At 64.2% G+C, this 25,364-nt stretch carries 21 protein-coding genes and 1 pseudogene; 8 read left to right on the top strand and 14 right to left on the bottom strand.

Features of this window, described 5'->3' with window-relative positions; all coding sequences use genetic code 11:
- Nucleotides 1-22 precede the first annotated feature (22 nt).
- From sppA to rluC, 3 genes are read right to left on the bottom strand one after another with little or no spacing between them, the layout of a single operon-like run.
- Entirely contained in the window at nt 23-1,012 is a 990-nt protein-coding gene (gene sppA / locus CAG34_RS11835; protein WP_085590139.1) for a signal peptide peptidase SppA, read from the bottom strand.
- Between the two features lie 6 nt (nt 1,013-1,018).
- Nucleotides 1,019-1,693, bottom strand: a complete 675-nt coding sequence (locus tag CAG34_RS11830; RefSeq protein ID WP_085590137.1) for an HAD family hydrolase — start codon at nt 1,691-1,693, stop codon at nt 1,019-1,021.
- A 3-nt stretch (nt 1,694-1,696) separates the two neighbouring features.
- Nucleotides 1,697-2,653 (bottom strand): 23S rRNA pseudouridine(955/2504/2580) synthase RluC, encoded by a 957-nt coding sequence (rluC, locus tag CAG34_RS11825; RefSeq protein WP_025338212.1) that lies wholly within the window; start codon nt 2,651-2,653, stop codon nt 1,697-1,699.
- 799 nt (nt 2,654-3,452) lie between these two features.
- Between rluC and rne the strand changes: the two genes are divergently transcribed.
- A complete protein-coding gene (gene rne, locus CAG34_RS11815) occupies nt 3,453-6,764 on the top strand; it encodes a ribonuclease E (RefSeq protein ID WP_085590135.1) in 3,312 nt (1,103 codons plus the stop codon).
- A gap of 171 nt (nt 6,765-6,935) precedes the next feature.
- Complete coding sequence (locus CAG34_RS11810) at nt 6,936-7,724, top strand: hypothetical protein (protein WP_085590133.1); 789 nt, start codon at nt 6,936-6,938, stop codon at nt 7,722-7,724.
- 122 nt (nt 7,725-7,846) lie between these two features.
- Here the strand turns inward: CAG34_RS11810 and murB are convergent, their stop codons facing one another.
- The 8 genes from murB to CAG34_RS11770 form a co-directional block, all read right to left on the bottom strand.
- Complete coding sequence (murB, locus tag CAG34_RS11805) at nt 7,847-8,866, bottom strand: UDP-N-acetylmuramate dehydrogenase (protein WP_085590131.1); 1,020 nt, start codon at nt 8,864-8,866, stop codon at nt 7,847-7,849.
- Nucleotides 8,863-9,327 (bottom strand): low molecular weight protein-tyrosine-phosphatase, encoded by a 465-nt coding sequence (locus CAG34_RS11800; protein ID WP_003259973.1) that lies wholly within the window; start codon nt 9,325-9,327, stop codon nt 8,863-8,865. Before CAG34_RS11800 ends, murB begins: the two co-directional genes overlap by 4 nt.
- Nucleotides 9,327-10,091, bottom strand: a complete 765-nt coding sequence (kdsB, locus tag CAG34_RS11795; RefSeq protein ID WP_085590129.1) for a 3-deoxy-manno-octulosonate cytidylyltransferase — start codon at nt 10,089-10,091, stop codon at nt 9,327-9,329. Before kdsB ends, CAG34_RS11800 begins: the two co-directional genes overlap by 1 nt.
- On the bottom strand, nt 10,088-10,273 hold the full coding sequence (locus tag CAG34_RS11790) for a Trm112 family protein (protein WP_011532874.1): 186 nt from the start codon (nt 10,271-10,273) through the stop codon (nt 10,088-10,090). The genes kdsB and CAG34_RS11790 overlap by 4 nt, the downstream gene beginning before the upstream one ends.
- A gap of 44 nt (nt 10,274-10,317) precedes the next feature.
- The gene (gene lpxK / locus CAG34_RS11785; RefSeq protein ID WP_085590127.1) at nt 10,318-11,319 is read right to left on the bottom strand and encodes a tetraacyldisaccharide 4'-kinase; all 1,002 of its coding nucleotides are present in this window, start codon (nt 11,317-11,319) and stop codon (nt 10,318-10,320) included.
- Nucleotides 11,319-11,753: a biopolymer transporter ExbD gene (locus CAG34_RS11780; protein WP_025338207.1), complete on the bottom strand. Its 435-nt coding sequence runs from the start codon at nt 11,751-11,753 to the stop codon at nt 11,319-11,321. Before CAG34_RS11780 ends, lpxK begins: the two co-directional genes overlap by 1 nt.
- Complete coding sequence (locus CAG34_RS11775) at nt 11,750-12,385, bottom strand: MotA/TolQ/ExbB proton channel family protein (protein WP_016391244.1); 636 nt, start codon at nt 12,383-12,385, stop codon at nt 11,750-11,752. The genes CAG34_RS11780 and CAG34_RS11775 overlap by 4 nt, the downstream gene beginning before the upstream one ends.
- Nucleotides 12,386-12,715: 330 nt before the next feature.
- The gene (locus CAG34_RS11770; protein ID WP_085590125.1) at nt 12,716-14,932 is read right to left on the bottom strand and encodes a DNA internalization-related competence protein ComEC/Rec2; all 2,217 of its coding nucleotides are present in this window, start codon (nt 14,930-14,932) and stop codon (nt 12,716-12,718) included.
- Between the two features lie 142 nt (nt 14,933-15,074).
- Between CAG34_RS11770 and CAG34_RS11765 the strand changes: the two are divergent.
- A pseudogene (locus CAG34_RS11765) lies at nt 15,075-15,581 on the top strand (DUF2062 domain-containing protein); the annotation flags it as partial.
- Nucleotides 15,582-15,590: 9 nt separating this feature from the next.
- Here CAG34_RS11765 and CAG34_RS11760 read toward each other — a convergent pair.
- The 3 genes from CAG34_RS11760 to CAG34_RS11750 all read right to left on the bottom strand — a co-directional run bounded on the left by CAG34_RS11760 (nt 15,591) and on the right by CAG34_RS11750 (nt 18,067).
- Nucleotides 15,591-16,370, bottom strand: coding sequence for an ABC transporter permease (locus tag CAG34_RS11760; RefSeq protein WP_003260104.1), 780 nt, complete (start codon nt 16,368-16,370; stop codon nt 15,591-15,593).
- Nucleotides 16,367-17,299, bottom strand: coding sequence for an ABC transporter ATP-binding protein (locus tag CAG34_RS11755; protein WP_046617069.1), 933 nt, complete (start codon nt 17,297-17,299; stop codon nt 16,367-16,369). Before CAG34_RS11755 ends, CAG34_RS11760 begins: the two co-directional genes overlap by 4 nt.
- A 144-nt stretch (nt 17,300-17,443) precedes the next feature.
- Nucleotides 17,444-18,067, bottom strand: coding sequence for a glutathione S-transferase (locus tag CAG34_RS11750; RefSeq protein WP_013971559.1), 624 nt, complete (start codon nt 18,065-18,067; stop codon nt 17,444-17,446).
- A 283-nt stretch (nt 18,068-18,350) separates the two neighbouring features.
- Here CAG34_RS11750 and CAG34_RS11745 point away from each other — a divergent pair, with 283 nt between their 5' ends.
- From CAG34_RS11745 to CAG34_RS11725, 5 genes are all read left to right on the top strand, one after another.
- Nucleotides 18,351-20,798: an acyl-CoA dehydrogenase gene (locus tag CAG34_RS11745; RefSeq protein ID WP_085590123.1), complete on the top strand. Its 2,448-nt coding sequence runs from the start codon at nt 18,351-18,353 to the stop codon at nt 20,796-20,798.
- Between the two features lie 78 nt (nt 20,799-20,876).
- Entirely contained in the window at nt 20,877-21,287 is a 411-nt protein-coding gene (locus tag CAG34_RS11740; RefSeq protein WP_085590121.1) for a PA2817 family protein, read from the top strand.
- Nucleotides 21,288-21,474: 187 nt separating this feature from the next.
- The gene (locus tag CAG34_RS11735) at nt 21,475-22,026 is read left to right on the top strand and encodes a fimbrial protein (RefSeq protein ID WP_085590119.1); all 552 of its coding nucleotides are present in this window, start codon (nt 21,475-21,477) and stop codon (nt 22,024-22,026) included.
- A 62-nt stretch (nt 22,027-22,088) separates the two neighbouring features.
- Nucleotides 22,089-22,811, top strand: coding sequence for a molecular chaperone (locus tag CAG34_RS11730; RefSeq protein WP_085590117.1), 723 nt, complete (start codon nt 22,089-22,091; stop codon nt 22,809-22,811).
- A 30-nt stretch (nt 22,812-22,841) separates the two neighbouring features.
- Nucleotides 22,842-25,343 carry a fimbria/pilus outer membrane usher protein gene (locus CAG34_RS11725; protein ID WP_085590115.1) on the top strand — a complete coding sequence of 834 codons (2,502 nt, stop codon included), beginning with the start codon at nt 22,842-22,844 and terminating at the stop codon, nt 25,341-25,343.
- Nucleotides 25,344-25,364: the final 21 nt, after the last annotated feature.

The raw sequence follows: 25,364 nt of genomic DNA, 5'->3' as shown, positions 1-25,364 counted from the left end.
AAAGCGCCCCCGGCAACCCGGATCAGCGCAACTGCGGCCCCTGGAACCCCATCCACATCGCCAGGCGCTCAGCCACACTGGCCCCCACACGCTTGGAGAAGCGATCGAGCGCCGACTCCTGCACGGTGAAGTCCACAAGTTCCTTCTCGCCCACGATCTCGCGCGCCACATAGCTGGCACTGCCCAGCCCGTCCACCAGGCCCAACTCCTTGGCCTGCTCGCCCGACCAGACCAGGCCACTGAACAGCTCTGGATGCTCCTTGTCCTTCAGGCGTTCGCCCCGCCCCTGCTTGACCATGGCAATGAACTGCTGGTGCGTGGTATTCAGCACACCCTGCCAGAACTCGGTCTCTTCCGGCTTCTGCGGCGAGAACGGATCGAGGAAGGCCTTGTGCTCGCCTGCAGTGTAGGTACGCCGCTCCACACCCAGCTTCTCCATGGTGCCGACAAAGCCATAACCGGCCGCCGTCACACCAATCGACCCCACCAGGCTGGCCTTGTCGGCATAGATCTCGTCCGCCGCACTGGCGATGTAGTAGGCACCGGAAGCACCAAGGTCGGCGATGACCGCATACAGCTTGATGGCCGGGTATTCGGCCCGCAGACGGCGGATTTCGTCATACACGTAACCCGACTGCACCGGGCTGCCTCCCGGGCTGTTGATGCGCATCACCACAGCCTTGGTCTTGCCGTCCTTGAACGCCTCGCGCAGGCTCTTGACGATATTGTCGGCGCTGGCCGGCTCCTGGTCGGCAATAACCCCGCGTACCTCGACCAGCGCGGTATGACTGACGCTGCGTGACGCTGTCTTGTCCATGTCCATCAGCGGCGTGAACAAGGCCAGGATGCCGAACAGGTAGACGAAGGCCAGCAACTTGAAGAAGATCCCCCAGCGTCGCGCCCGGCGCTGCTCCTGAACACCTGCCAGCAGGGTCTTTTCCAACAGCTTCCAGCTCTTGCGCTCTTCGCGCTCCTCGGGCTCGGCCTCGGGGGCTTTCCATTCGTCTGCCATGCTTACCTACCTTGGAAATGGAATTGCGGAACCACCCAGCCACTCACGCAACTGGGAAAAATGATCGATGCACACCTGCGGACCAAACTCGGCCAGCGCCTGCAGCGACATGGCACCATAGCCCACGGCCACCGAATGCATGCCGGCATTGCTGGCCATCTGCAGGTCGAATGCCGAATCGCCAACCATCAGCGCACGCCCCGGTTCGACACCGCAATGACCGAGAATTTCCTCGAGCATCCGCGGGTGCGGCTTGCCGCGGGTCTCGTCGGCGGCGCGAGTGATGTCGAAGAACTGCTCCCAGCCATTGGCCTTGAGCACCCGGTCCAGCCCGCGACGCGCCTTGCCGGTGGCCACCGCCAGGCGGTAACCCTCGGCACGGAAGGCATCCAGCGACTCGACCACGCCCTCGAACAGCGGCGAGGGCTGCTGGTCCAGGGCCATGTAGATATCGGCATAGTGCTGACGGAAGCTTTCGACCTGAGCAGGCGCCAGGTGCGGGTACAGGGTGTGGATCGCCTCGCCCAGGGCCAGGCCGATAATGCCCTTGACCGCGTCCTCGCTGCTTTGCGCCTCACCGGCACGCTCGGCGGCGGCGTTCATGGCTTCGACGATACGCCCGATCGAGTCGGCCAGCGTGCCGTCCCAGTCGAAGATCAGTAGCTCATAGCCTTTTTTCATAGGTCAGGACGCACTCAGACGTTCAACGGTTTTCGCCCAGACTTCATCCACTGGCGCCTCGAGCTTCAGCTCGCCACCGTCCGGCAGCGGTACGGTCAGCGCATAAGCATGCAGGAACAGACGCTTGCCGCCCAAGTCACGAATTTCACGACTGAAGTCTTCGTCGCCGTACTTGCTGTCGCCAGCGATCATATGCCCGGCATGCAGGGTGTGCACACGGATCTGGTGGGTACGACCGGTGATCGGGCGCGCCTCGACAATGGTGGCGAACTCGCCGAAGCGACGCAGCACACGGAACAGGGTCAGCGCCTCCTTGCCCTCGTCGTTCACCTCGACCATGCGCTCGCCGGAGCGCAGGTTGCTCTTGAGCAACGGCGCGTTGACCTGCTTCTTCGAGGTCGGCCAGTGGCCGCGCACCAGCGCCATGTAGCGCTTGTCGACACCGTCGCCGCGCAGCGCGGCGTGCAGGTGGCGCAGCATGCTGCGTTTCTTGGCGATCATCAGCAGGCCGGAGGTGTCGCGGTCCAGGCGGTGCACCAGTTCCAGTTCCTTGGCGTCCGGGCGCAACTGGCGCAGCGCCTCGATCACACCGAAGCTCAGGCCGCTGCCGCCATGCACGGCGATGCCGGCCGGCTTGTTCATCACGATCAGCGCCTTGTCTTCGTAGACGATGGCCGCTTCCAGGCGCTGCAACAGGCCCTGGGCTACCGGCGCCGGCTCGTCACGTTCCGGCAGGCGGACGGGCGGTACCCGCACGATGTCGCCGGCCTGGATCTTGTACTCCGGCTTGACGCGACCCTTGTTGACCCGTACTTCACCCTTGCGCAGGATGCGGTACACCAAGGTCTTGGGCACGCCCTTGAGGGCCGTGATGAGGAAATTGTCGATGCGTTGGCCGGCAAGCTCCGGCGCGACTTCGATCAGCTGAACGCCGGAAGTCGGAGGGGTATTGGTCGTCATGGCGGGATCATAACAATTTTTTATGGAATTGAAGCACTTAATCATTGCTGCTATAGTCGCGAACGCCGCCAAAAGCGGCAGGCCAGCGGCACCAGGCTCCTAGCCGGTCCCTGACCAACGCAATTCTCCAGGACGCGAGGCCGTCCTACGGGGTTTTCGCCAGTTTACCGAATTGCCTGGAATCGCCACCAGCGCTGTGTAGAGAAGACCGAAAAAAAACGACAAGTGCGGTGTTTCACCTGCTTACCCGATTCTTTTCGCTGCACCTCTGCCCGCCCCGTCGCTTCCACGCAACGCCCGGCGAATGCTTCGGAAATACCTGCCTTGGACATGAATGGCGCCAGCGCAGAACCTGCGCTGGCGAAAAATGCAACCCGTTGCGGATTCAGCGCGCGGCAGCACCCGAATTATCAGGGATACGTGCAGGGTGGAGATGCACAGCCCTCGGACCGTGTAGCACCGCGTCCGGCCCACCAGCCCACTGAACGGCTGGCGAGCGGATAAGGTCCTGAACAGATGCCTCCGGGCGTCCACGGCTGACGGTTGATTCCTCCTCCTGACTGAGTGCACAAGGCCCGCTTGGTTGATTCGGATTCCAATTCGAAGCCACCGGGGCCTTGTTGGCACCGCAGCAAACAGGACGCGTCGTCGCGACAACGGCAGGCTGGGCAACCGGCTGGTGCCGAACGTCGCTCGACACGGGGGTGGCCCGGCCACCCTTTGCGCACCTTGGCACCGACCATGAGACGTCGTGTGTGCCGAACGCCGTTTCCGGCAGCCCGGAAACCGACGGTACAACATGAAAAGAATGCTGATTAACGCGACTCAACCCGAAGAGTTGCGTGTAGCCCTGGTGGACGGCCAACGTCTCTACGACCTGGACATCGAGTCCGGCGCGCGCGAGCAGAAAAAGGCCAACATCTACAAAGGCAAGATCACCCGCATCGAACCCAGCCTCGAAGCCGCCTTCGTCGACTTCGGTTCCGAACGTCACGGCTTCCTGCCGCTGAAAGAAATCTCCCGCGAATACTTCAAGAAAGCCCCCGAAGGGCGGGTCAACATCAAGGAAGTACTGAGCGAAGGCCAGGAAGTCATCGTCCAGGTCGAGAAGGAAGAGCGTGGCAACAAAGGCGCCGCCCTCACCACCTTCATCAGCCTGGCCGGCCGCTACCTGGTGCTGATGCCGAACAACCCGCGCGCCGGTGGCATCTCCCGCCGCATCGAAGGCGAAGAGCGCAACGAACTGCGTGAAGCCCTGAACGGCCTGACCGTGCCGGGCGACATGGGCCTGATCGTGCGCACTGCCGGCCTTGGCCGCAGCAGCGAAGAAATGCAGTGGGACCTCGACTACCTGCTGCAACTGTGGACCGCCATCAAGGAAGCGTCCCAGGACCGCGCCGCGCCATTCCTGATCTACCAGGAAAGCAACGTCATCATCCGCGCCATCCGCGACTACCTGCGCCAGGACATCGGCGAAGTGCTGATCGACAGCATCGATGCCCAGGAAGAAGCCCTGACCTTCATCCGCCAGGTGATGCCGCAGTACGCCAGCAAGGTGAAGCTGTACGAAGACAGCGTGCCGCTGTTCAACCGCTTCCAGATCGAAAGCCAGATCGAGACCGCCTTCCAGCGCGTGGTCGACCTGCCGTCCGGCGGTTCGATCGTGATCGACCCGACCGAAGCCCTGGTGTCCATCGACATCAACTCGGCGCGCGCCACCAAAGGCAGCGACATCGAAGAAACCGCCCTGCAGACCAACCTGGAAGCGGCCGAGGAAATCGCCCGCCAGCTGCGCCTGCGTGACATCGGCGGCCTGATCGTCATCGACTTCATCGACATGACCCCGGCGAAAAACCAGCGCGCCGTCGAAGAACGTGTTCGCGAGTGCCTGGAAGCCGACCGCGCCCGCGTTCAGGTCGGCCGCATCTCGCGCTTCGGCCTGCTGGAAATGTCCCGTCAGCGCCTGCGCCCTTCGCTGGGCGAAAGCAGCGGCATCGTCTGCCCACGCTGCTCCGGCACCGGCATCATCCGTGACGTCGAATCGCTGTCGCTGGCCATCCTGCGCCTGATCGAAGAAGAGGCCCTGAAGGACCGCACCGCCGAAGTTCGCGCCCAGGTGCCGATCCCGGTGGCTGCCTTCCTGCTCAACGAGAAACGCAACTCGATCACCAAGATCGAACTGCGTACCCGTGCGCGCATCATCATCCTGCCGAACGATCACCTGGAAACCCCGCACTTCGAAGTCCAGCGCCTGCGCGACGACAACCCGGAAGTGCTGAGCAACCAGTCCAGCTACGAGATCGCCGCCGCCGAAGCCGAAGAAGCGCCGCAGCCGACCGCCACTCGCACCCTGGTTCGCCAGGAAGCCGCGGTCAAGACCGCCCCGGCCCGCGCCAACGCGCCGGTACCGGCCACTGTGGAAGAGCCGCAGCCTGCCGCACCGGTCGCCCCAGCCCCGGTCGCCCCAGAGCCAAGCCTGTTCAAGGGCCTGGTGAAATCGCTGGTAAGCCTGTTCGCCGGCAAGGAAGAGCCTGCCGCAGCGCCGGTTGTCACTGCCGCCGAGAAGCCGGCAGCCGAGCGCAGCCCACGCAACGAAGAACGCCGCAACGGCCGCCAGCAGAGCCGCAACCGCAACGGCCGCCGCGACGAAGAGCGCAAGCCGCGTGAAGAGCGTGCCGAGCGTGCACCTCGTGAAGAACGTGCCCCGCGCGAAGAGCGTGCTCCACGTGAAGAACGCGCCCCACGCGAAGAGCGTGCACCGCGTGAAGAACGTGCTCCACGCGAAGAGCGTGCTCCACGCCAGCCGCGCGAAGACCGCCGCGGCAACCGTGGCGAAGAGCGCGTGCGCGAACTGCGTGAGCCACTGGACGCCACCCCTGCCGAGCGTGAGGAACGTCAGCCGCGCGAGGAACGTGTAGCCCGTGAAGAACGTGCCCCACGCGAAGAACGTGCCCCGCGTGAAGAGCGTGCACCTCGCGAGGAACGCGCCCCACGTGAGGAGCGTGCTCCACGTGAAGAACGCGCACCGCGTGAAGAACGCGCACCGCGTGAGGAGCGTGCTCCGCGTGAGGAGCGTGCTCCGCGTGAGGAGCGTGCTCCGCGTGAAGAACGTGCTCCGCGTGAAGAGCGCGCACCTCGTGAAGAACGTGCTCCACGCGAAGAACGTGCCCCTCGCCCACCACGCGAAGAGCGTCAGCCACGCGTAGCCGAAGAAGCCGCCGAGCAGGCTGCCGAGCTGGCCGAAGAGCAACTGCCGAACGAAGAGCTGCTGCAGGACGAACAGGAAGGCACCGATGGCGAGCGCCCGCGCCGCCGTTCCCGTGGCCAGCGTCGTCGCAGCAACCGTCGTGAGCGTCAGCGCAACGCCAACGGCGAGCTGATCGATGGCAGCGAGGAAGAAGGCAGCGAAGAGCAGCCACAACCGCACCAGGCCACCGAGCTGGGTGCCGAGCTGGCTGCCGGCCTGGCCGTGACTGCCGCTGTCGCCAGCAGCAACATCAGTGCCGACGCCGAAGCCCAGGCCAACCAGCAGGCCGAGCTTGCCACCACCGAAGTCGCCGCCGTAGCGGAAACCGACAACAGCGAAGTCGCCCAGCCGGTCGAGCAGGCCGAGAAGGTCGAAGCTGCTGCCGAGGCTGAAGAAGTGGCTGTGGCCCCGGTGGTCGACCAGCCGGTCAGCGAGCCTGTGGCCGTGGTCGAGGCAACTGCCGAGCCAGTGGTCGAAGTCGCTCCGCAGCCAGTGGTCGACGAAGCACCTGCTGCAGAACCGGTAGTGGTTGCCGAAGCACCGGTAGAAGCGCCTGCCGTCGAGGCCGGTGAAATCGAGCAGGCCCCGGCCGTGGTCGAAGCCGCTCCGGTTGTCGAAGCCCAGCCAGAAGTGGTGGCCGAGCCTGCCCCAGTGGCCGTCGAGCCTGCACCGGTCGAAGCCCCTGCGGCGGTGGAACCTGCCACTGTCATGCTGGCCAACGGCCGTGCGCCGAACGACCCGCGTGAAGTGCGTCGCCGCAAGCGTGAGGCCGAGGCTGCCGCCAAAGCCGCACAGGAAGCTGCTGCAGCCACCGAGGAGCCAGCCCTGGAAACCAGCGATGAGCAAAAGCCTCATCACGGTTGATAGCCAAGGCTGAATGAAAAAGCCCCGCCAGTGCGAACTGGCGGGGCTTTTTCATGGCTCGGAAAGCCTCCTTGATGCCCCGATACCTAGTAATTCTGCCAGTATGAGCCGTTCTCCGCCCGGTGATAGCGTTAAAGCGCACACTTCATCAAGCATTCACCGGAGACGTAAATGAAAAGTCAATCAGGCATCATGGCGTGCTTTTTCCGCTGCTGGCGCGACATCTCAGACGACCCGCTCAAAAACAAGGTATCCATGAGCGACTTACCGGAGGAAGTAGACATCGCATTACTCCGTACCAATGGCTCAGAGTCGGGTTTCTGGCCGGCACTCGAAGGAAAGATCATTCCCGCACTGCACAAGAAACAGATCAAGGTCGTCCGCTCACTGCCTATCAGTGAACTACTCAAACCTGATGCGACAGCAGAAGGTATCTTCGAAAAATTCTTCAGCTGGACCAAAGGCCTCGATGGCCTTTGTATTACTACCTTCAACCCCTTGCCAGAGCACGAACGCCAGCAGGCCGAAGCAATTTCAGCAAAGCTGAGAAACCTGCTTGGTAAAGACCGACTGTTCATCTACGACGCCAACGAGGAAGGCGATGTCGCCTTGATTCGCTCACAGGCGAAGAACATGGACTATCTGCTATTACATGCATACGGTCATCGTCCAGAGCGCACACAAGCAATATTCGACCGGGCGTTCGACGGATTTCTCCCTCCATCGAAATTTGTGCCTGGTTTCACGTTCTATGAGGAACACAGCGGCATGCCCAAGGGCGATGTGACGGAGCCGTTCGAAGGAAGTTTGGCCTACCAGAAGGCCAAGTGGCAACTAAACCAGGGAACCAAGGGAGGCATCTTTTCCTTTGCCGTTGACCGCGACGGCGTGAAGGAACGTGATGATAGGCTGCTACCAACCACCTTCGAGTGGACCAAGAAACTGAAAAGACTGCTCTAGGTAGCGCGCTGAGAATTGGCCGAAATGGCAACCATCCCCCCACAGGTACCGCGCGAACAACAAACCTGTGCGGTACCTGTGAGAGGGGCCTTAGCCGCGAAAGAACCCGCCCAGAGAATGATTCAGTAGAGATTAGGTTCCATCTCCAGTTCAACGCCGAACCGCTCGAGGATATCGGCCTGGATCCGCCGCGCCAGCGCATGCATCTGCGCCCCGCTCGCCTGGCCATGGTTGACCAACACCAACGACTGCAAACGATGCACCCCGGCATCCCCCTCGCGATGCCCCTTCCAGCCTGCCTGCTCGATCAGCCAGCCAGCCGCCAGCTTCATCTGGCCATCGGCCTGGGGATAAGCCACCACCCCTGGGTACTGCGCACGCATACCCTCGACCTGTTCCGCCGAGACAACCGGGTTCTTGAAGAAACTCCCGGCATTACCCAGCACGGCAGGGTCTGGCAGCTTCTCGCGGCGAATGCTGCAGATCGCCTCGCTGATCGCCTGCGCGGTCGGCTCGGTCACGCCCTGCTCTGCCAACCGCTGGCGCACCGGGCCGTAATCCAGGTGAGCCTGCAGCGTTCGGCTCAAGGCAAAGCGCACACGCAGGATCAACCAACGGCCGGGGTTGCGCTTGAACAGGCTGTCGCGATAACCGAAGGCACATTCCGCCAGGCCGAAGTCACGCAACTCCCCGGTCTCGCGATCCAGGGCGGTCAGACCGACGAACACATCCTTGATCTCCACGCCATAGGCACCGACGTTCTGCATCGGTGCGGCGCCCACGGTACCGGGGATCAGGCTGAGGTTCTCCAGCCCGCAATAGCCCTGCGCCAGTGCCCACTGCACGAACGGGTGCCACGGCTCCCCGGCTTCGGCCTCGACCACGATACGTTCGCCATCGTCGCTGAGCACGCGCCGGCCACGGCTGGCCATATGCAGCACCAGCGCATCGATATCGCGGGTCAGCAGCAGGTTGCTGCCACCGCCAATCACCAGCACCGGCACGCGGCCTCGCTGCGCCTGGGCCAGCGCCTGGCGCACCTCCTGGTCGTCATGTGCCTGGGTGAAATACCGCGCCTTCACGTCGATGCCAAAGGTGTTGTACGGCTTGAGCGATACCTGCTCCTGCCACTGCACTGTCATAGCCGCCCCTTGATTTCCAGGACCAGCGCCTGGCACGCCGCTTCAACCAGGTCGAGCACCTGCTCGAAGCCATCGGCGCCGCCGTAGTACGGGTCTGGCACTTCATCCAGTGCTGCGCCATAGCGGCGCAGGAACAGGTCGAGCTCCCCCACTGCCGTGTGCGGGCGCATCGCACGCAAATGGCCGAGGTTGCTCTCGTCCATGGCCAGGATCAGGTCATATTCGGCAAAGTGCGCCGCCTTGACCTGCTGGGCGCGTTGCTGCGAAAGGTCATAGCCACGCGCCAGCGCTGCCTTGCAGGTGCGGCTGTCAGGCGCCTTGCCGACGTGCCAGTCGCCGGTGCCGGCCGAGGCCACATGCACCCGGTCGGCAAGCCCGGCAGCCTGCAATTGATGGCGCAGCACGCCTTCGGCGGTGGGCGAGCGACAGATATTGCCGAGGCAGACGAACAGGACGCGCATCAGGCCTCCAGCAAGCGCCGTACGCGCTCCAGGTCTTCAGGGGTATCCACGCCCACGGCAGGCGCCTCGATGGCGTCTTCGACGTGGATGCGTACGCCATGCCACAGGGCACGCAGCTGCTCCAGCGCTTCGGTCTGCTCGAGCCAGCACGGGCCCCAGCTGACGAAGTCCTGCAGGAAGCCGACGCGGTAGGCGTACATGCCGATGTGGCGGCGATACGGCACGCCTTCCGGCAACAGGTTGCGGTCCTTGGCAAAAGTATCGCGGGCCCAGGGCAGCGGCGCACGGCTGAAGGTCAGGGCCAGGCCGTTCTTGTCGCTGATTACCTTGACCGCGTTGGGGTTGAACACGGTTTCCGGCTCATGGATCGGTTCGGCCAGGGTGGCGATGCCGGCTTCCGGATGCGCTGCCAGGTTGGCTGCCACCTGGTCGATGATCACCGGCGGGATCAGCGGCTCGTCGCCCTGCACGTTGACCACGATGGCATCGGCAGACAGGCCCAGGTGTACGGCCACTTCGGCCAGGCGGTCGGTGCCGGACTCATGGTCGGCACGGGTCAGCAGCACTTCGGCGCCGAAGGCCTGGCAGGCCTCTACGATGCTGGCGTCGTCGGTGGCGATGACCACGCGGCTGGCGCCGCTCTTGCGGGCCTGTTCCCACACATGCTGCACCATCGGCTTGCCGGCGATCGGCAGCAATGGCTTGCCCGGCAGGCGCGTGGAGCGCAGCCGGGCGGGGATCACCACGGTGAAATCCAGGCTCATTTGTCCAGACGCTCTTCATCAGTCAGGGTGCGCGCCTCGCTTTCCAGCATGACCGGGATGCCGTCGCGGATCGGGTAGGCCAGGCCAGCGCCCTTGCTGATCAGCTCGGTCTTGTCGGCACTGAGCTTGAGCGGGCCCTTGGTGATCGGGCAGGCCAGGATATCGAGCAGTTTGGTGTCCATTTGAGGCTTCCTTTAGGCCAGGTGGCCGGGAATTGAAAAAGGGCTCAGGGCTTGCGCAGCAAGCGTTGCAACTGGTTGTCGAACCAGGCGCTGAAAGCCTGCGTGGGCTGCGCCTCGACGGCCAGGTACCACCAGTCGTCAGCGGCGAAGGCCCGGCATTTCACCGCATCCTTTTCGGTCATGACCAGCGGCAGCGGCGGGCTGAAGGCCAGGCTCTGGGCGCTGAACTGCGCATGGTCGGCAAAGGGATGCGGCACCGGCTGCCAGTTTAGCCCCAGCAGGGTATTGAAGAAACGTTGCGGGTTGCCGATACCGGCCACCGCGTGCAGGCGTTGGCCTGCGGGGAAATGGTCGAGCGCGCGGCGCTCGCCGCTGCGCAGGTTGACCAGGGCGGACGGCTGCAGGCAGAAGCCGAAGCCATCGGCGCGGTCTGCGCTGGCACCGTTGAACAGCACCGCGTCAGCCTCGTGCAGGCGTTCGGCCGGCTCACGCAGCGGCCCCGCCGGCAGGCAGCGGGCATTGCCCAGGCCGCGGGCGGCATCGATCAGCACCAACTCCAGGTCGCGGGCCAGGCGGTAGTGCTGCATGCCGTCGTCACACAGGATCAGGTCGAGGGGTTCGCTGGCCAGCAGGGCCTGCACGGCGCGGGAGCGGTCGGGGTCGATCATCAGCGGCACGCCGGTGCGCTGCACGATCAGCAGCGGTTCATCGCCGGCCTGCTCGGCAGCCTGGTCGGCCTGCACGCGCCAGGGTAGCTGCGGCGGTTTGGCGCCATAGCCACGGCTGACCACGCCCACCTTCAGCCCCTGCTGGCGGCAGTGCTCGATCAGCCAGAGGATCATCGGCGTCTTGCCGGTACCGCCCACGGTGATGTTACCCACCACGATGACCGGCACCGGGGCCCGGTAGCTGGCACTTTCGCCACTGAGAAAACGCGCCCGCTTGCGCGTGACCACGCGGCGATACAGTGCCTCCAGCGGGCGCAGCAGCGCCAAGGCCGGGTGCCCGGCGTACCAGGCGGCGAGCAGGCGGTCGGCGAAGGCCATCAAGGCGTGCCCTGGGCCGCCTCGACGGTGGTCATGCGCAACTGGCTGAAACCGAGCTTGCCGGCGGCATCCATCGCGGTGACCACAGCCTGGTGCGGGGTCTTGCCGTCGGCGCTGATGGCCAGCGGCAGCTTGTTGTCGCCGCCCGACTCACGCTCGATCGCTTCGCTCAGGGTGGCCAGGTCGCTCTTGGGCAGCAGGTGGTTGTTCACCGAGTACACGCCTTCGGCGCTGATGGTGATTTCCACCAGCTTGCCCTGGTCGGGCGGCGCCTGCTCGGCGCTGGCGGCTTCGGGCAGCTCGACGCGCAGCTGGGTCTCGCGGGTGAAGGTGGTGGTGACCACGAAGAACAGCAGCAGGACGAACACCACGTCGATCAGCGACGCCAGGTTGATGTCGACGCTCTCCCGCTGGCGATTGCGCCGGAACTTCACGCCTTGCCTCCGGCCACTTCCACTTCACGGTCGCCCTGGATCACTTCCACCAGCTTGATCGCTTCCTGTTCCATGCCGACTACCAGCTCGTCGATGCGGCGCAGCAGGAAACGGTGGAAGAACACCGCCGGGATACCGACCATCAGGCCGGCCGCAGTGGTGACCAGGGCCTTGGAGATACCACCGGCCAGCACTGCGGCGTTGGCGGTCATCTGCGAGCCCATGAAGGCGCTGAAGATGTCGATCATGCCCAGCACGGTGCCCAGCAGGCCCAGCAGCGGGGCCATGGCGGCGATGGTGCCGAGGGTGCTGATGTAGCGTTCCAGTTCGTGGATGACGCGCGAGGCGGCCTCCTCGATGCATTCCTTCATGATTTCGCGGCCATGGCGCGAGTTGGCCAGGCCGGCGGCAAGGATCTCGCCCAGTGGCGAATCGGCGCGCAGGGCCTTGAGCTTGTCACTGGTCAGTTGCTTGTCCTTGATCCACATCCACACCTGGCCCAGCAGGTGCGGCGGGGTGACGCGGCTGGCGCGCAGGGTCCACAGGCGCTCGACGACGATAGCCATGGCAGCGATGGAGCTCAGAATGATCGGCAGCATCATCCAACCACCGGACTTGACCAATTCCCACACAGTAAACGCCCCTTCGGAAAAAGGCCGCCACTCTACCATAGGCGCGCCGGGGGCTCATCTGCCGGAGGTCAGGGAATTGCCCTACCCGGTTTCTACCTTGAGCTGTCGGGTGGCTGAACTGGCCCTTTCGCGGGTGAACCCGCTCCCACAGGTTCAGCGTCAACTCGAAGCCAGCGCAGTACCTGTGGGAGCGGGCGCGCCCGCGAAAAAGACGACGCGGTGGATGGCACCGGCTTTGCCGGTGTTCGCGGGCATGCCCGCTCCCACAGGTACCGCGTGATCTCAAGTGCGACGCCGTCCCTGTGTGGGTTTACCCGCGAAAAGACCAACTCAGCCACCGCCCGCATCCCTCCAGAAACGCCTCTGTCGGCGCACACTCTCGACCTCCCCCTGCCTCCCCAACACCAACCGCAACGCCCCCTGCTCCGCTGTGTCATGCATCACCACCCCATGCCGCCGATAACGTTCGACCACCTGCGCGTGCGGGTGCCCGAAGCTGTTGTTGCGCCCGCGCGAAATCAGTACCCCGCGCGGCGTCGTGGCGCGGATGAAGGCCTCGCTGGACGAACTGCGGCTGCCATGGTGCGGCGACTGCAGCCAGTCGATCCGCGGCGATTTTGTGGCCGCAAGCCAGGCCCGTTCGGCACCGGCTTCCATATCTCCCGCCAGCAACAACCGCTCACCCTGCGCCTCGACCAGCAACACACAGGAGCGGTCATTGCTGCTCTGTCCATCAGCCCAGCGCCACAGCGAAAAGCGCACGCCATCCCACGTCCACTGGTCGCCACTGACACAAGGCTGCAGTTGCATGTCATCCAGCACTTCGCCGCCGATCACCCGTTCGACCGGCAGGCCACGCATGATTGCGCCAGCACCACCGGCGTGGTCGGCATGGGCGTGGCTGACCATCATCAGGTCCAGGCTGCCCACCCCCAGCTTGCGCAAGGTCGGCAACACCACCCGCTCGCCCAGGTCGCTCTCCCCCCTGGCCGGCCCGGCGTCGTACAGCAGGTCGTGATGCCGGGTGCGCAACAGCACCGCCAGCCCCTGGCCGACGTCCAGCTGCCAGACCTCGACCTGGCCGAACGGCACCGTCTCCCGGGGTACCCACAGCGCCAGCAGCATCACGCCACCCAACCCGCGCAGCGGTACGCCACGAGGCATCAAAACCAGCAACGTACCCAGGCACACCAGCAACCAGGCCCACAACGGCAGAACTGCTGGCAGCCACGCCGACTGCTGTTGCGCCACCAACTCCAGCAGCCGGAAAAGCACATCGAGCAGACCACCCGCCAGCCACAACAGCACCTGCCCTACCCCGCCCAGCGGCAGCAGCAAGGTCCCCAGCAACGCCAACGGCAGTACCGCCAGGCTGACCCACGGCACCGCAACAAGGTTGGCCAGCGGCGCACTCAGGCTCACGGGCAAGCCCGTAGCCAGCAGCACCGGTAGCAAACCGATGGCAATCACCCATTGCGCCCGCGTCCAGGCCTGCCAGGGCCGCCAGCCGCCCAGGCGTGCACTGAAGCAATAGCCAAGCGTGGCCACGGCCGCGAACGACAGCCAGAACCCGGGCAGCAGCGCGGCCAACGGCTCCACCAGCAGCACGGCAACCAGCGCCAGCAGCAACGGCAAGGTCGCACCAAGGTGGCGAAAGCGCAGGCGCCAGAGCAACATCACGGCCAGCATCAGGCAGGCACGCTGCACCGGTACACCCCCACCAGCCAACCAACCGTAGGCCAGTGCCGCAGCCATGGCCAGGCCACACGCCCAGGGCAGCCAGGGCAGACGAGCGGGCCACAGCCCCCAACGCGCCAGCCCGGCAACCAGGCCATACAGCAAGCCGGCAACCAGGCCGATGTGCTGGCCAGAGATCACCAGCAGGTGCACCGTGCCGGTGGCCTGCAACGTTTGCCAGTCCTCCCGGGCCAGGCCCGCCCCGTCGCCAAGCACCAGCGCCACCAACGCTGCCTGCCGGCCATTGGCCTCGACTGCCAGCAGGCGCTGGCGCAGCGTGTCGCGCCAGCCGCCGGCAACCGGCACCAGCAACTGCCCGGCCTTGACCGTACCGGTCGCACCGACCCGCCGCGCCAGCAATTGCGCCTCACGGTCCGGCCCATGCGGGTTGAGCAGCCCGGCCGGGCGCTGCAAGGTCACCGCCAGCCGCCACTGCTCGCCCGCGCGCAGCGGCGGGCCGTCGAACCAGCTCAGTTGCAGGCGCTGCGGCAGTTCTGCCCGCCGCGAGCGGGCCGCGTCCAGCTCGAAGCGCACACCCTGCGCAGTCCGGGTCGGCAGGCCGACCACCTGGCCCTCAAGCCACAAGGTGCGGCCATCCAGCCCTGGGGCCAGGCGGTCATCCAGCGCCTGCTGCGCAGACCAGCAAGCCCAACACAGGCCCAACAGAAAACAGCCCAGCGGCCACAGACGGGTGAACAGGCCGAGGCCACCAACTACAGCCAGCAGCACCAGCCATCCGACCGATGGCAATGCGGGGAGAAAGCCCAGGCACAGCAGCCCGAGCGCGAGCGCAAACATCCCTGTGCGCATGAAGTAGAGCTCCAGAAGCGAAATCACCCTCTGAGGCATAGCCCAATTGCCGGCAGCGCTTGCTCAACAATTGTCACAAACTCTAAACGAGACTGAGCGGGAATCAGGGCATACTGCCCGGATCAACGCTCCGGGAGCCTACATGCCGCGCCGACTTTTCAAACGCTACATGCCGGACCCGACCAGTATTCGGGAACACAAGTCCTTACGCTTTTTCGGCAAGTTGCTGCATGACCCGAACCTCTGGCACCTGAACCGCCATTCGGTGGCGAGGGCCATGGGCGTTGGCCTGTTCGCGGCGCTGATTCCGATGCCGGCGCAGATGCTGCTGGCCGCCGCGCTGGCCATTCCGCTGCGCGGCAACCTGCCGATCGCGGTCAGCCTGGTATGGCTGACCAACCCGCTGACCATGCCACCGGTGTTCTTCGTCACCTACATGACCGGCGCCTGGCTGATGCAGGTACCGCCGCGCACCCTGCCCGACGAGCTGACTTTCCAGTGGATCACCGACCAGCTGTCGACGCTGTGGCAACCCTTCCTGCTCGGCTCGGTGGTGTGCGGTGTGGTGCTGGGCATCCTTGGCTACTTCACCACCATGCTCTACTGGCGCTGGTGGGTGGGCCGGCAGTGGCGTCTGCGCCAATGCCGGTGCAAGGCTTCAGGCACGCATGCCGCGGCCGCTGACCAGCAGGCGAACGCACACCAGGTAGAGCACCGCGGTGGCGACCAGCATGAAGGTAATCGCCGTGCCAATGCTGATATCCGACACCCCTAGGATGCCGTAGCGGAACGAGTTGACCATGTGCAGCACCGGGTTGGCCAACGACACGGTCTGCCAGAACGGCGGCAGCAAGTTGATCGAGTAGAACACCCCGCCCAGGTAGGTCAGCGGCGTAAGCACGAAGGTCGGGATGATCGAGATGTCGTCGAAGTTGCGCGCGAACACCGCGTTGACGAAGCCCAGCAGCGAGAAGATGGTGGCGGTCAGCAGCACCACGACCACAGTCACGCCCAGGTGGTGCACCTGCAAGTGGGTGAAGAACAGCGACAGGAAGGTCACGATCACGCCCACCGCCAGGCCACGCAGCACGCCACCCAGCACGTAACCGACGAGGATGGTGTGAGGCGATACCGGCGACACCATCAGCTCTTCGATGGAGCGCTGGAACTTGCTGCCGAAGAAGCTCGACACCACGTTGCCGTAGGAGTTGGTGATCACCGACATCATGATCAGCCCCGGCACGATGTACTCCATGTAGGTGAAGCCACCCATGTCGCCGATCTGCCGGCCGATCAGGTTACCGAAGATGACGAAGTACAGGACCATGGTGATCGCCGGCGGCAGCAGGGTCTGCGGCCAGATACGCAGGAAGCGCCGCACTTCGCGGTAGACGATGGTGTTCAGGGCGACCCAGTTGGTGCGCAGTTCCACACTCATACGGCCACCTTCGACAGGTTTTTTTCCACCAGGGACACGAACAGCTCCTCGAGTCGGTTGGTCTTGTTGCGCAGGCTCTGCACCTCGATGTTCTGCAGCGCCAGCTGGCCGAACAGCGCAGTGATGCCAATGTCCTTGTCCACCTGCACTTCCAGGGTGTGCGGGGTCAGCAGCCGGCACGGGTAGCCCTGCAGCACCGGTGCAGTGGCCAGGTCCTGCTTGATGTCGAGGACGAAGGTTTCGACATGCAGCTTGCCCAGCAACTGGCGCATGCTGGTGTTCTCGACGATGGTGCCGTGGTCGATGATGCCGATGTTACGGCACAGCTGCTCGGCCTCTTCCAGGTAGTGGGTGGTGAGGATGATGGTGATGCCCTTCTGGTTCAGCTCGGTGAGGAAGCTCCACATCGAACGGCGCAGTTCGATGTCCACACCGGCGGTGGGCTCGTCGAGAATCAGCAGGCGCGGCTCGTGGATCAGCGCGCGGGCAATCATCAGGCGGCGCTTCATGCCCCCCGACAGCGAACGCGACTGCACGTCACGCTTGTCCCACAGGCCGAGCTGGGTCAGGTACTGCTCGGCACGCTCCTTGGCCACCTTGGGCGGGATGCCGTAGTAACCGGCCTGGGTCACGACGATGTCGAAGGTTTTCTCGAACTGGTTGAAGTTGAACTCCTGCGGCACCACGCCCAGGCAACGCTTGAGCGCCGACGGCTCGCGGTCCAGGTCGTGGCCGAACACGTTGACCGTGCCGCTGGTCTTGTTGACCAGAGTGGAGAGGATGCCGATGGTGGTGGACTTGCCCGCGCCGTTGGGGCCGAGCAAGGCGAAGAAGTCGCCTTCGGCAACATCCAGATCGATGCCCTTGAGGGCCTGGAAGCCGTTGCCGTAGGTCTTGGTCAGCTGTCGGATGGACAGGGCGGAACTCATAGCGGGTCACTTACCGAGAAAAAGGTGCAGGACACGCCAGGTAAAGGCACTGGCGCAGTGAGTGCGGCCAATGGTGCTTGGCCTGGCCGCACAAGTACAGTCATGTGTATTGATAATGACTATCGAAGTAGCCGTGGTGTTCGATCAGGTCAGCGCAGTCATTACCGCTGCCTGGTACGCAGGGCGGGCCTTGAGGCGCTCGTACCAGGCCTCCAGGTGATGCATGGCCGGGCGCTCGATGGGCATTTCGAACCAGGCATAGATGAAGCTTCCCAATGGGATGTCGCCCATGCCGATCTGGTCACCGGAAAGGTACGGTTGTTTGGCCAGGGCTTCGTCGGCAATGGCCAGCAGCTGGGCGCATTGCTTGTGCGCAGCGTTGATCGCCACCCAGTCGCGCTGGTCTTCCGGGGTGCGCAACAGGCCCCAGAACAGTGGGCGGAACGGCGTGGCGAAGGACGAGGTGGTCCAGTCCATCCACTTGTCCGCCAGGGCGCGCTGACGCGGGTCGTCCAGGTACCAGCCCTGCTCCGCACCGTATTCGGCGCACAGGTAGCGGACGATGGTGTTGGACTCCCACAGGGTCAGGTCGCCGTCCTCCAGCATCGGCACCAGGCCGTTGGGGTTGCGCGCGCGGTAGTGCGGCTCGTTGACCACGCCGAAGGCGCCGCCGGCGTCGATCGACTCGAAATCCAGGCCCAGTTCGTGGGCGATCCACAGCGCCTTGCGCACATTGCTCGAATTCTTGCGGCCCCAGATCTTCAGCATGGCAACGTCCTTATGAATGCGGAGGTAGTGCAGTCTACTCCAGACTTTCGTCGCCTGTACCGGCCTCTTCGCGGGTAAACCCGCTCCCACAGGGTTCTGCGCCAGCCCTGAGAGGGATGCAGTACCTGTGGGAGCGGGTTCACCCGCGAAGAGGCCGGTACAGACAAGCAATGCCCTGAAACTCCCGCCGCCATACCCTGTCACTGTTCTGACCCGGCCGTTCGCAGCGTTGCGTCTAAGCTGTCTGGGACGGCTTACCCCCTGGTTCCAAGGAGGACCGATTATGTTGCTGTTGTGGTTGGTAGTGCTGGTGATCGGCGCGGCGTACCTCACGCACCGGCGCCTGGCGCCCTTGCAGATTCTCGGCATCATGGCGGCGTATGTGCTGCTGATGGGCATTTTCAGCAGCGCTCCCGGCTGGCTGCTGACCCTGATCTGGATAGTGCTGGCACTGAAAGTCGCCCTGGTGGCGCTGCCGGAATGGCGCCGCAAGGTATTCACCGGCCCCGTGTTCAAGTGGTTCCAGCGCACCCTGCCGCCGATGTCGCAAACCGAACGCGAGGCGATCGACGCCGGCACCGTATGGTGGGACGGCGAACTGTTCAGCGGCCGTCCAGATTGGCGCACCCTGCTCGCCTACCCGGCGCCGAAGCTGACCGACGAAGAACAGGCCTTCCTCGATGGCCCGACGGAACAGCTCTGCGCCATGGTCAGCGACTGGCAGATCGGCCAGGACATGGACCTGCCGCCCGAAGCCTGGGCACATATCAAGCAGCATGGCTTCTTCGCCCTGATCATCCCCAAGGAATACGGCGGCAAGGGCTTTTCAGCCTACGCCCACTCCCAGGTGGCGATGAAGCTGGCCACCCGCAGCGGCGACCTGGCTTCCACCGTGATGGTGCCCAACTCGCTCGGCCCGGCCGAACTGCTGTTGCATTACGGCACTGACGAACAACGCAACCACTACCTGCCACGCCTGGCGCGTGGCGATGAAATCCCCTGCTTCGCCCTCACCGGCCCGCTGGCCGGCTCCGACGCAGGCGCCATGCCTGACACCGGGGTGGTCTGCAAGGGGCAATGGAACGGCGAAGAGGTCATCGGCCTGCGCCTGAACTGGGAAAAGCGCTATATCACCCTCGGGCCCGTCGCCACCCTGCTGGGCCTGGCGTTCAAGGCCTACGACCCGGACCACCTGTTGGGCGAGCAGGAAGAACTGGGTATCAGCCTGGCGCTGATCCCTACCGACACGCCCGGCGTCGAAATCGGCAAACGCCACCTGCCACTGGGCGCCGCGTTCATGAACGGCCCCAACAGTGGCAAGGACGTATTCGTGCCGCTGGATTTCCTCATCGGTGGCCAGGCCATGCTCGGCAAGGGCTGGATGATGCTGATGAACTGCCTGTCGGTAGGCCGCTCCATCTCCCTGCCGGCCGTGGGCACTGGCGCTGCCAAATACACCAGTCTGGTCACCGGCCAGTACGCCAACATCCGCGAACAGTTCAATGTTCCGCTGGCTGCATTCGAAGGCATCCAGGAGTCGCTGGCACGCATCGGCGGCAATGCTTGGCTGATGGACAGCGCGCGGCTGCTGACCGCCAAGGCCGTGGACCTGGGCGAGAAGCCTTCGGTGCTGTCGGCGATCCTCAAGTACCACCTCACCGAGCGCGGCCGCGAATGCATCCAGCACGCCATGGACGTGCACGGCGGCAAGGCCATCATCATGGGACCGAACAACTACCTGGGCCGTAACTGGCAGGGTGCACCGATCTTCATCACCGTCGAGGGGGCGAACATTCTTTCGCGCAACCTGATGATCTTCGGCCAGGGCGCCATCCGCTGCCACCCGTTCGTGCTCAAGGAAATGGCCCTGGCCGGGCGCGAGGACCGCGATCAGGCATTGAGGGAATTCGACGACCTGTTGATGAAACACATCATGTTCGCCGCGAGCAACGCGGCCAGCACGCTAGTGTTGAACCTCGGCCTGGGCCGCCTGGAAAGCATACCGGGCGATGCCTTGAGCCAAAGCTATTTCCGCGCACTCAACCGCCAGGCCGCGGCCTTCGCCCTGCTCGCTGACCTGTCGATGATGCTGCTGGGCGGAGCGCTGAAACGCCGTGAAAGGCTGAGCGCAAGGCTGGGGGATGTGCTGAGTTACCTTTACCTGTCCAGCGCCGCGCTCAAGCGCTATCACGACCTGGGCTCACCGGAACACATGCAGCCCCTGCTGCGCTGGGCGATGGAAGAGAGCCTGGGCCAGGCAGAAAAGGCACTGGACCGGTTGCTCGACAACTTCCCCAACCGCTTTGTCGGCTGCGCACTGCGGGTACTGGTGTTTCCCTTCGGCCGCCGCCATACCGGGCCGAGCGATGAACTGGATGCCGAGGTGGCGGCATTGATCGGCCGCGGCAGGGGTGACCCGGCACTGGAAGAGCTGCTTGCTGGTTGCTTCAGGCCACAAGCCGACGGCGACCCGGTGGCGACGCTGCAACGGGCCTACGACTTGCTGGATGAAGCGGCGCCCCTGCACAAGGCGCTGCATCAGGCAATCAAGGAAGGCAAGGTGCGGCCGGCACCTGGGCAGTCGTTGATCGATGCAGCCGTTGATGCCGGTGTATTGCAGCCTGGCGAAGAGCAACGGCTGCATGCCGCGGAGCAAGCTCGTCGGGCAGTGATCGATGTGGATGCCTTCGACAAGGCGCAGTTGCTGCCAGAGCAAGGCAAGGTGCGCTGAACCAGGGGGCCGCTTTGCGGCCTCATCAGCAACGGACGTATACTCCGCGCCCGTTTCAACCACCCCGAGGACCGCCCCATGGCCACCCCCCAACTGGAATACCACCTGCAACTGCTGAGCCACCTGCGTACCATCCTGGTGGCCCTGGGTGAAGCCGAGCAGGTACCGGAGGAAAGCCACGCCCTGTTCCTCGAACGATTCGATGAACTGCTGACCTTGCTGCCGCAGGACCCGCTGGAAAGCCAGTACCTGGGCCAGGACCTGATCTGCCAGGTGATCCTGCGATATCCGCAAATCGCCCACCTGGTGCCGCGCGACCTGCTGTGGTTCTTCGCTGGCGATTGCCTGCACTACATGCCCGACGAAGAGCTGGAGCTTTACCAGCAACTGGAAGAGCGCCGCTACGAAGCAGAACAGAACGGTGAGCCATTCGATTGGCATCAGCAGAAGCAGCTGTTGAACACGCCGAAACAGGCACCGGGCCACTAATCCCGAGCAATAGCCGCACCTGAAGTGCGGCTATCTCTGTTTCCATATCCCGATAACGAAAAGTATTACAGCCCCGCATAACTCATATCCATAGCCTGTCGTGGTCACGAAAGCTCTCGGTTCACTGCCCTTTCGCTGACCTGTGGAGAGCCTCCGCAGCCAACACTTCAACTGTATGGATATACCAATGAAAAAGCTCACACTAGCTATTGCCCTGGCACTTTCAGCTGGCACGGCAATCGCTGCCCCCGAAGAAGGACAGATCGAGTTCACCGGTTTCATCAACCCGGGTGGTACTTGCCCGATCGACCTGGTCAACCCGGGCCTGGGCGATGTGCCATGGGTTTCGTTGGGCACCCCCAATGCCAACAAGTTTGAAAAAACAGGTGATACCAGCGAGGAAGTAGCATTTGCCCTGCGGGTTACCCCTGGCGCAGGCTGCGTGCTTCCGCCCAACCCTACAGCCACGGTCAAGTTCGAGCCTCTGCACGGGATCGTTGGCCCAGGCTCCGACCTCTACGGTATTCGCCAGGGTGGCAGCGCGGCCACCGGCGTTGGTATCGCCATCAAAGATGATACCGGCACCAAAATCACGCCAAATACCGACTCCAAACCTTACGACCTGTACCAGTCCTCGCCAACCGACATGCTGTTCTACGCGAACTACGAGTCGATTGTCGACGATGTCACACACGGCCTGGCCCAGACCTTTGTGAAATTCACCGTCGCCCTGCCTTGATCAAGTTGCCAGGTGCTTTCGCACCTGGTTCCTGTCGCCCGGATCTCACTCGGTCACTCCTCATGTCACTCTTCTCCCACACCTCGGTGCGCCTGGGCTGCCTGCTGGCGCTTGTCTGCACGCTTGGCAACGCCCATGCCGCCCTGACCATCAGCAGCACCCGTATCGTCTACAACAGCGACAAGCGCAGTGCGTCAGTGGTCATTGCCAACCCAGGCAAGCAACCCTATGCGGCCCAGGCCTGGGTCAACACCGCAGCCGATGACACCATTACCGCAGTACCCTTCGCCACTGCCCCGAACCTGTTCCGCCTGAACCCCGGCAAGGAACAGACCGTTCATATCAGCGGACTGCCCAACGACCTGCCACAGGACCGCGAATCGCTGTTCTTCTTCAACCTGCAGGAAATCCCCCAGGCGGTCGGCGATCAGGGCAACGCCCTGAACGTCGCCCTGCGCACACGCATCAAGCTGTTCTACCGACCAAGCCAGGTCAGCGGTGACCCCGTCCGCCGCCTGACCGACCTGCAAATCCACAGGACCATGCTTGACGGCGTTGCGCACCTGCGCATCCACAACCCCACCCCCTACCACTACACCTTCAACCGCCTGGAGGCGGTCAACGGCAAGCAGAACCGCCCGCTGGCCAACGCCGACATGCTTGCGCCCCTGAGCGAACAGCTGTTTGTCCTGCCCACGGCCGCCAAGCAGGTACTGGTCAGCATCATCAACGACTACGGCGGCACCAGCGAGCCCTTGATCCTGCCTGTTCACGACGCGCCCTGACACCGATCGGCACGCTCCAGGAGCACCCGTATGCCCAATTTCCCCCTTTGCCGCGGCCGTCAACGCTTACGCCGCGCTTGCCTGCTGCTGGCCGCCTTACCCGCTGCAGTGGCCTTCGCCGAGCCAGAAACACCCGGCGAAATCGACTTCCAGGCCGGCTTCATGTTCCAGCACCCAGACCAACCGGCCAACAGCGCGCAACTGGCCCTGCGCCTGCTGGCGAGCACGGTCGACCTTGCACCCGGTACCTACCGGGTCGAGCTGTCGGTCAATCTCGAATACGTGGGCCAGCGCGAAATCGCGTTCGAACTCGACAGCAGCGGCGACCGCTTGCAGCCCTGCCTCTCGCCTGCCTTGCTCGGTGAACTGGGCCTGCGCCTGGATGCCCTGCCAGACCCGGCACTGCTCGAACAACCCTGCCTCGACTTGCCAGCCGTGGTCCCTGGTGCCCGCGTGGACTTTGACGGCAGCCGGCTGCGGCTGGCGGTGTCGATCCCGCAGATTGCCCTGCGCCGTGACATCCGCGGGCAAGTCGACCCCGCGCTGTGGGACAGCGGTATCACCGCCGCTTTCGTCAACTACCAGGCCTCGACCTTGCAGGGCCAGAGCCGAGGGCAGGGGCGCTTCGACAGCCACGACCTGTACCTGCACAGTGGCGTGAACCTGGGCGACTGGCGCTTGCGCAGCAGCCAGACGTGGCGCCAGGACAGCCAGGGCCACAGCGAATGGACCCGGGCCTATACCTATGCACAAACCGACCTGCCCGGCACCTGGGGTAACCTGACCATCGGCGAAACCTTCACCGACAGCGATGTCTTTCGCGGCATACCGGTCACAGGCGTGCGCCTGGCTTCGGACTTCGACATGCTGCCCGACACCCATCGCAGCTACGCCCCGACCATTCGCGGCGTGGCCCAGACACGGTCCAGACTGGAGATCTGGCAAAACGGCTACCCGCTCTATTCCACCTACGTCAGCCCGGGTCCCTATGCCATCGATGATCTGGCAGTCGGCGGCACCGGCGAACTGGAAGTGGTACTGACCGAGGCCGATGGGCAGGTCCGCCGCTTCATCCAACCCTATGCCAATATCGGCAACCTGCTGCGCCCGGGCGTGGCGCGCTACAGCACCACTGCCGGGCGCTACAACCCCACTGGCGATCTGCTGACGCCGCCGTTGTGGCAAGGCACCGCAGCGCTCGGCACGGCCTGGAATACCACCCTGTATGGTGGCCTGATGGCCAGCGAAGGCTACCAGGCAGAAGCACTGGGTATCGCACGCGACCTGGGCAGCCTCGGCGCGGTGTCATTCGATGTGACCCACTCGACCAGTGAGTTCGCCGGCCTGCAAGGCAGCGACCTCGACGGCCTGAGCTATTCGTTCAAGTACAGCAAGACCTTCACTGCCGGCACCAACCTGCGCTTCGCCGGCTATCGCTATTCCACCGAAGGTTACCGCGACTTCGACCAGTGGGTACGCCAGCGCAGCCACGACCAGCAGTTTCGCGGCGGCCAACGCCGACGCCTGGAAGCCTCGCTGTACCAGACGTTTGGCGAGCGTAGCTCGGTGAGCCTGAACCTGACGCAACAGGACTACTGGCAACGTCAGGATGTCGAGCGCCAGTTCCAGGTTAACCTCAGCACATCGCACGGCGGTATCAGCTACCACCTGTATGCCTCGCAGTCACTGCAGGACAACGGCTACGGCAAGGACCGCCAGATCGGCCTGAGCCTGTCTTTTCCGCTGGCATTCGGCCGCCGCAGCAACATGAGCATGAACACCCAGCAAACGCGCAATGGCTCCCGGCAGCAGGCCAATCTGACCGGCAGCTACGACGAGCAGTTGAGCTACCACCTCAGCGCCAGCCGCAATGAACGCCAACAGCACGACTTCACGGTCGGCGCCGGCTACCAGACGGCACACGCCACCCTGGGTGCCGGGCTGAGCAAAGGCGAGGACTACCACAGCCTGTCACTGAGTGCCAACGGCGCCTTGCTGGTGCATGCGGACGGCATCGAGACAGGCCCATACCTGGGTGAAACCATCGCCCTGGTGCAAGTACCCGACATCGCCGACGTGGGTTTGCAGAACGCCGCAGCAGTGCGCACCAACGACAAGGGTTATGCGCTGCTCCCCTACCTGCGCCCCTACAAAAGCAACTCGCTGGTGCTGAACACCGACCGCCTGGGGCCAGATGTGGAGATTGACAACGGTACGGCCCAGGTAGTCCCCCGCCGTGGCGCTGTGGTGAAAGCCACGTTCCAGGCCCGTCGGGTAAACCGCATGGTGCTGACTACCGTGCTGCCCAACGGCCAGCCCCTGCCGCTCGGCGCCCAGCTGATGGACAGCGCTGGCGAAATGCTCGCCACGGTTGGCCAGGCCGGCCAGGCCATTCTGATCACCGGTCTTGAAGCCCAGCAGGTTACCGCTCACTGGGGCGAGGACGCTGCCACCCGCTGTAGCCTGCAACTGGACCCTGCCGCAGTGCCTGTCACCCAGGGTTACCGCATGCAAACCCTGACGTGCCTTTGACCCTCCCATCTCGCAATGCGC

This window comes from Pseudomonas sp. B14(2017), from assembly GCF_002113255.1.
Classification (GTDB): Bacteria; Pseudomonadota; Gammaproteobacteria; order Pseudomonadales; family Pseudomonadaceae; genus Aquipseudomonas; species Aquipseudomonas putida_Z.
Note: the sequence above shows the minus strand (reverse complement) of the source record. Positions and strands in the feature narration are given on the sequence as shown.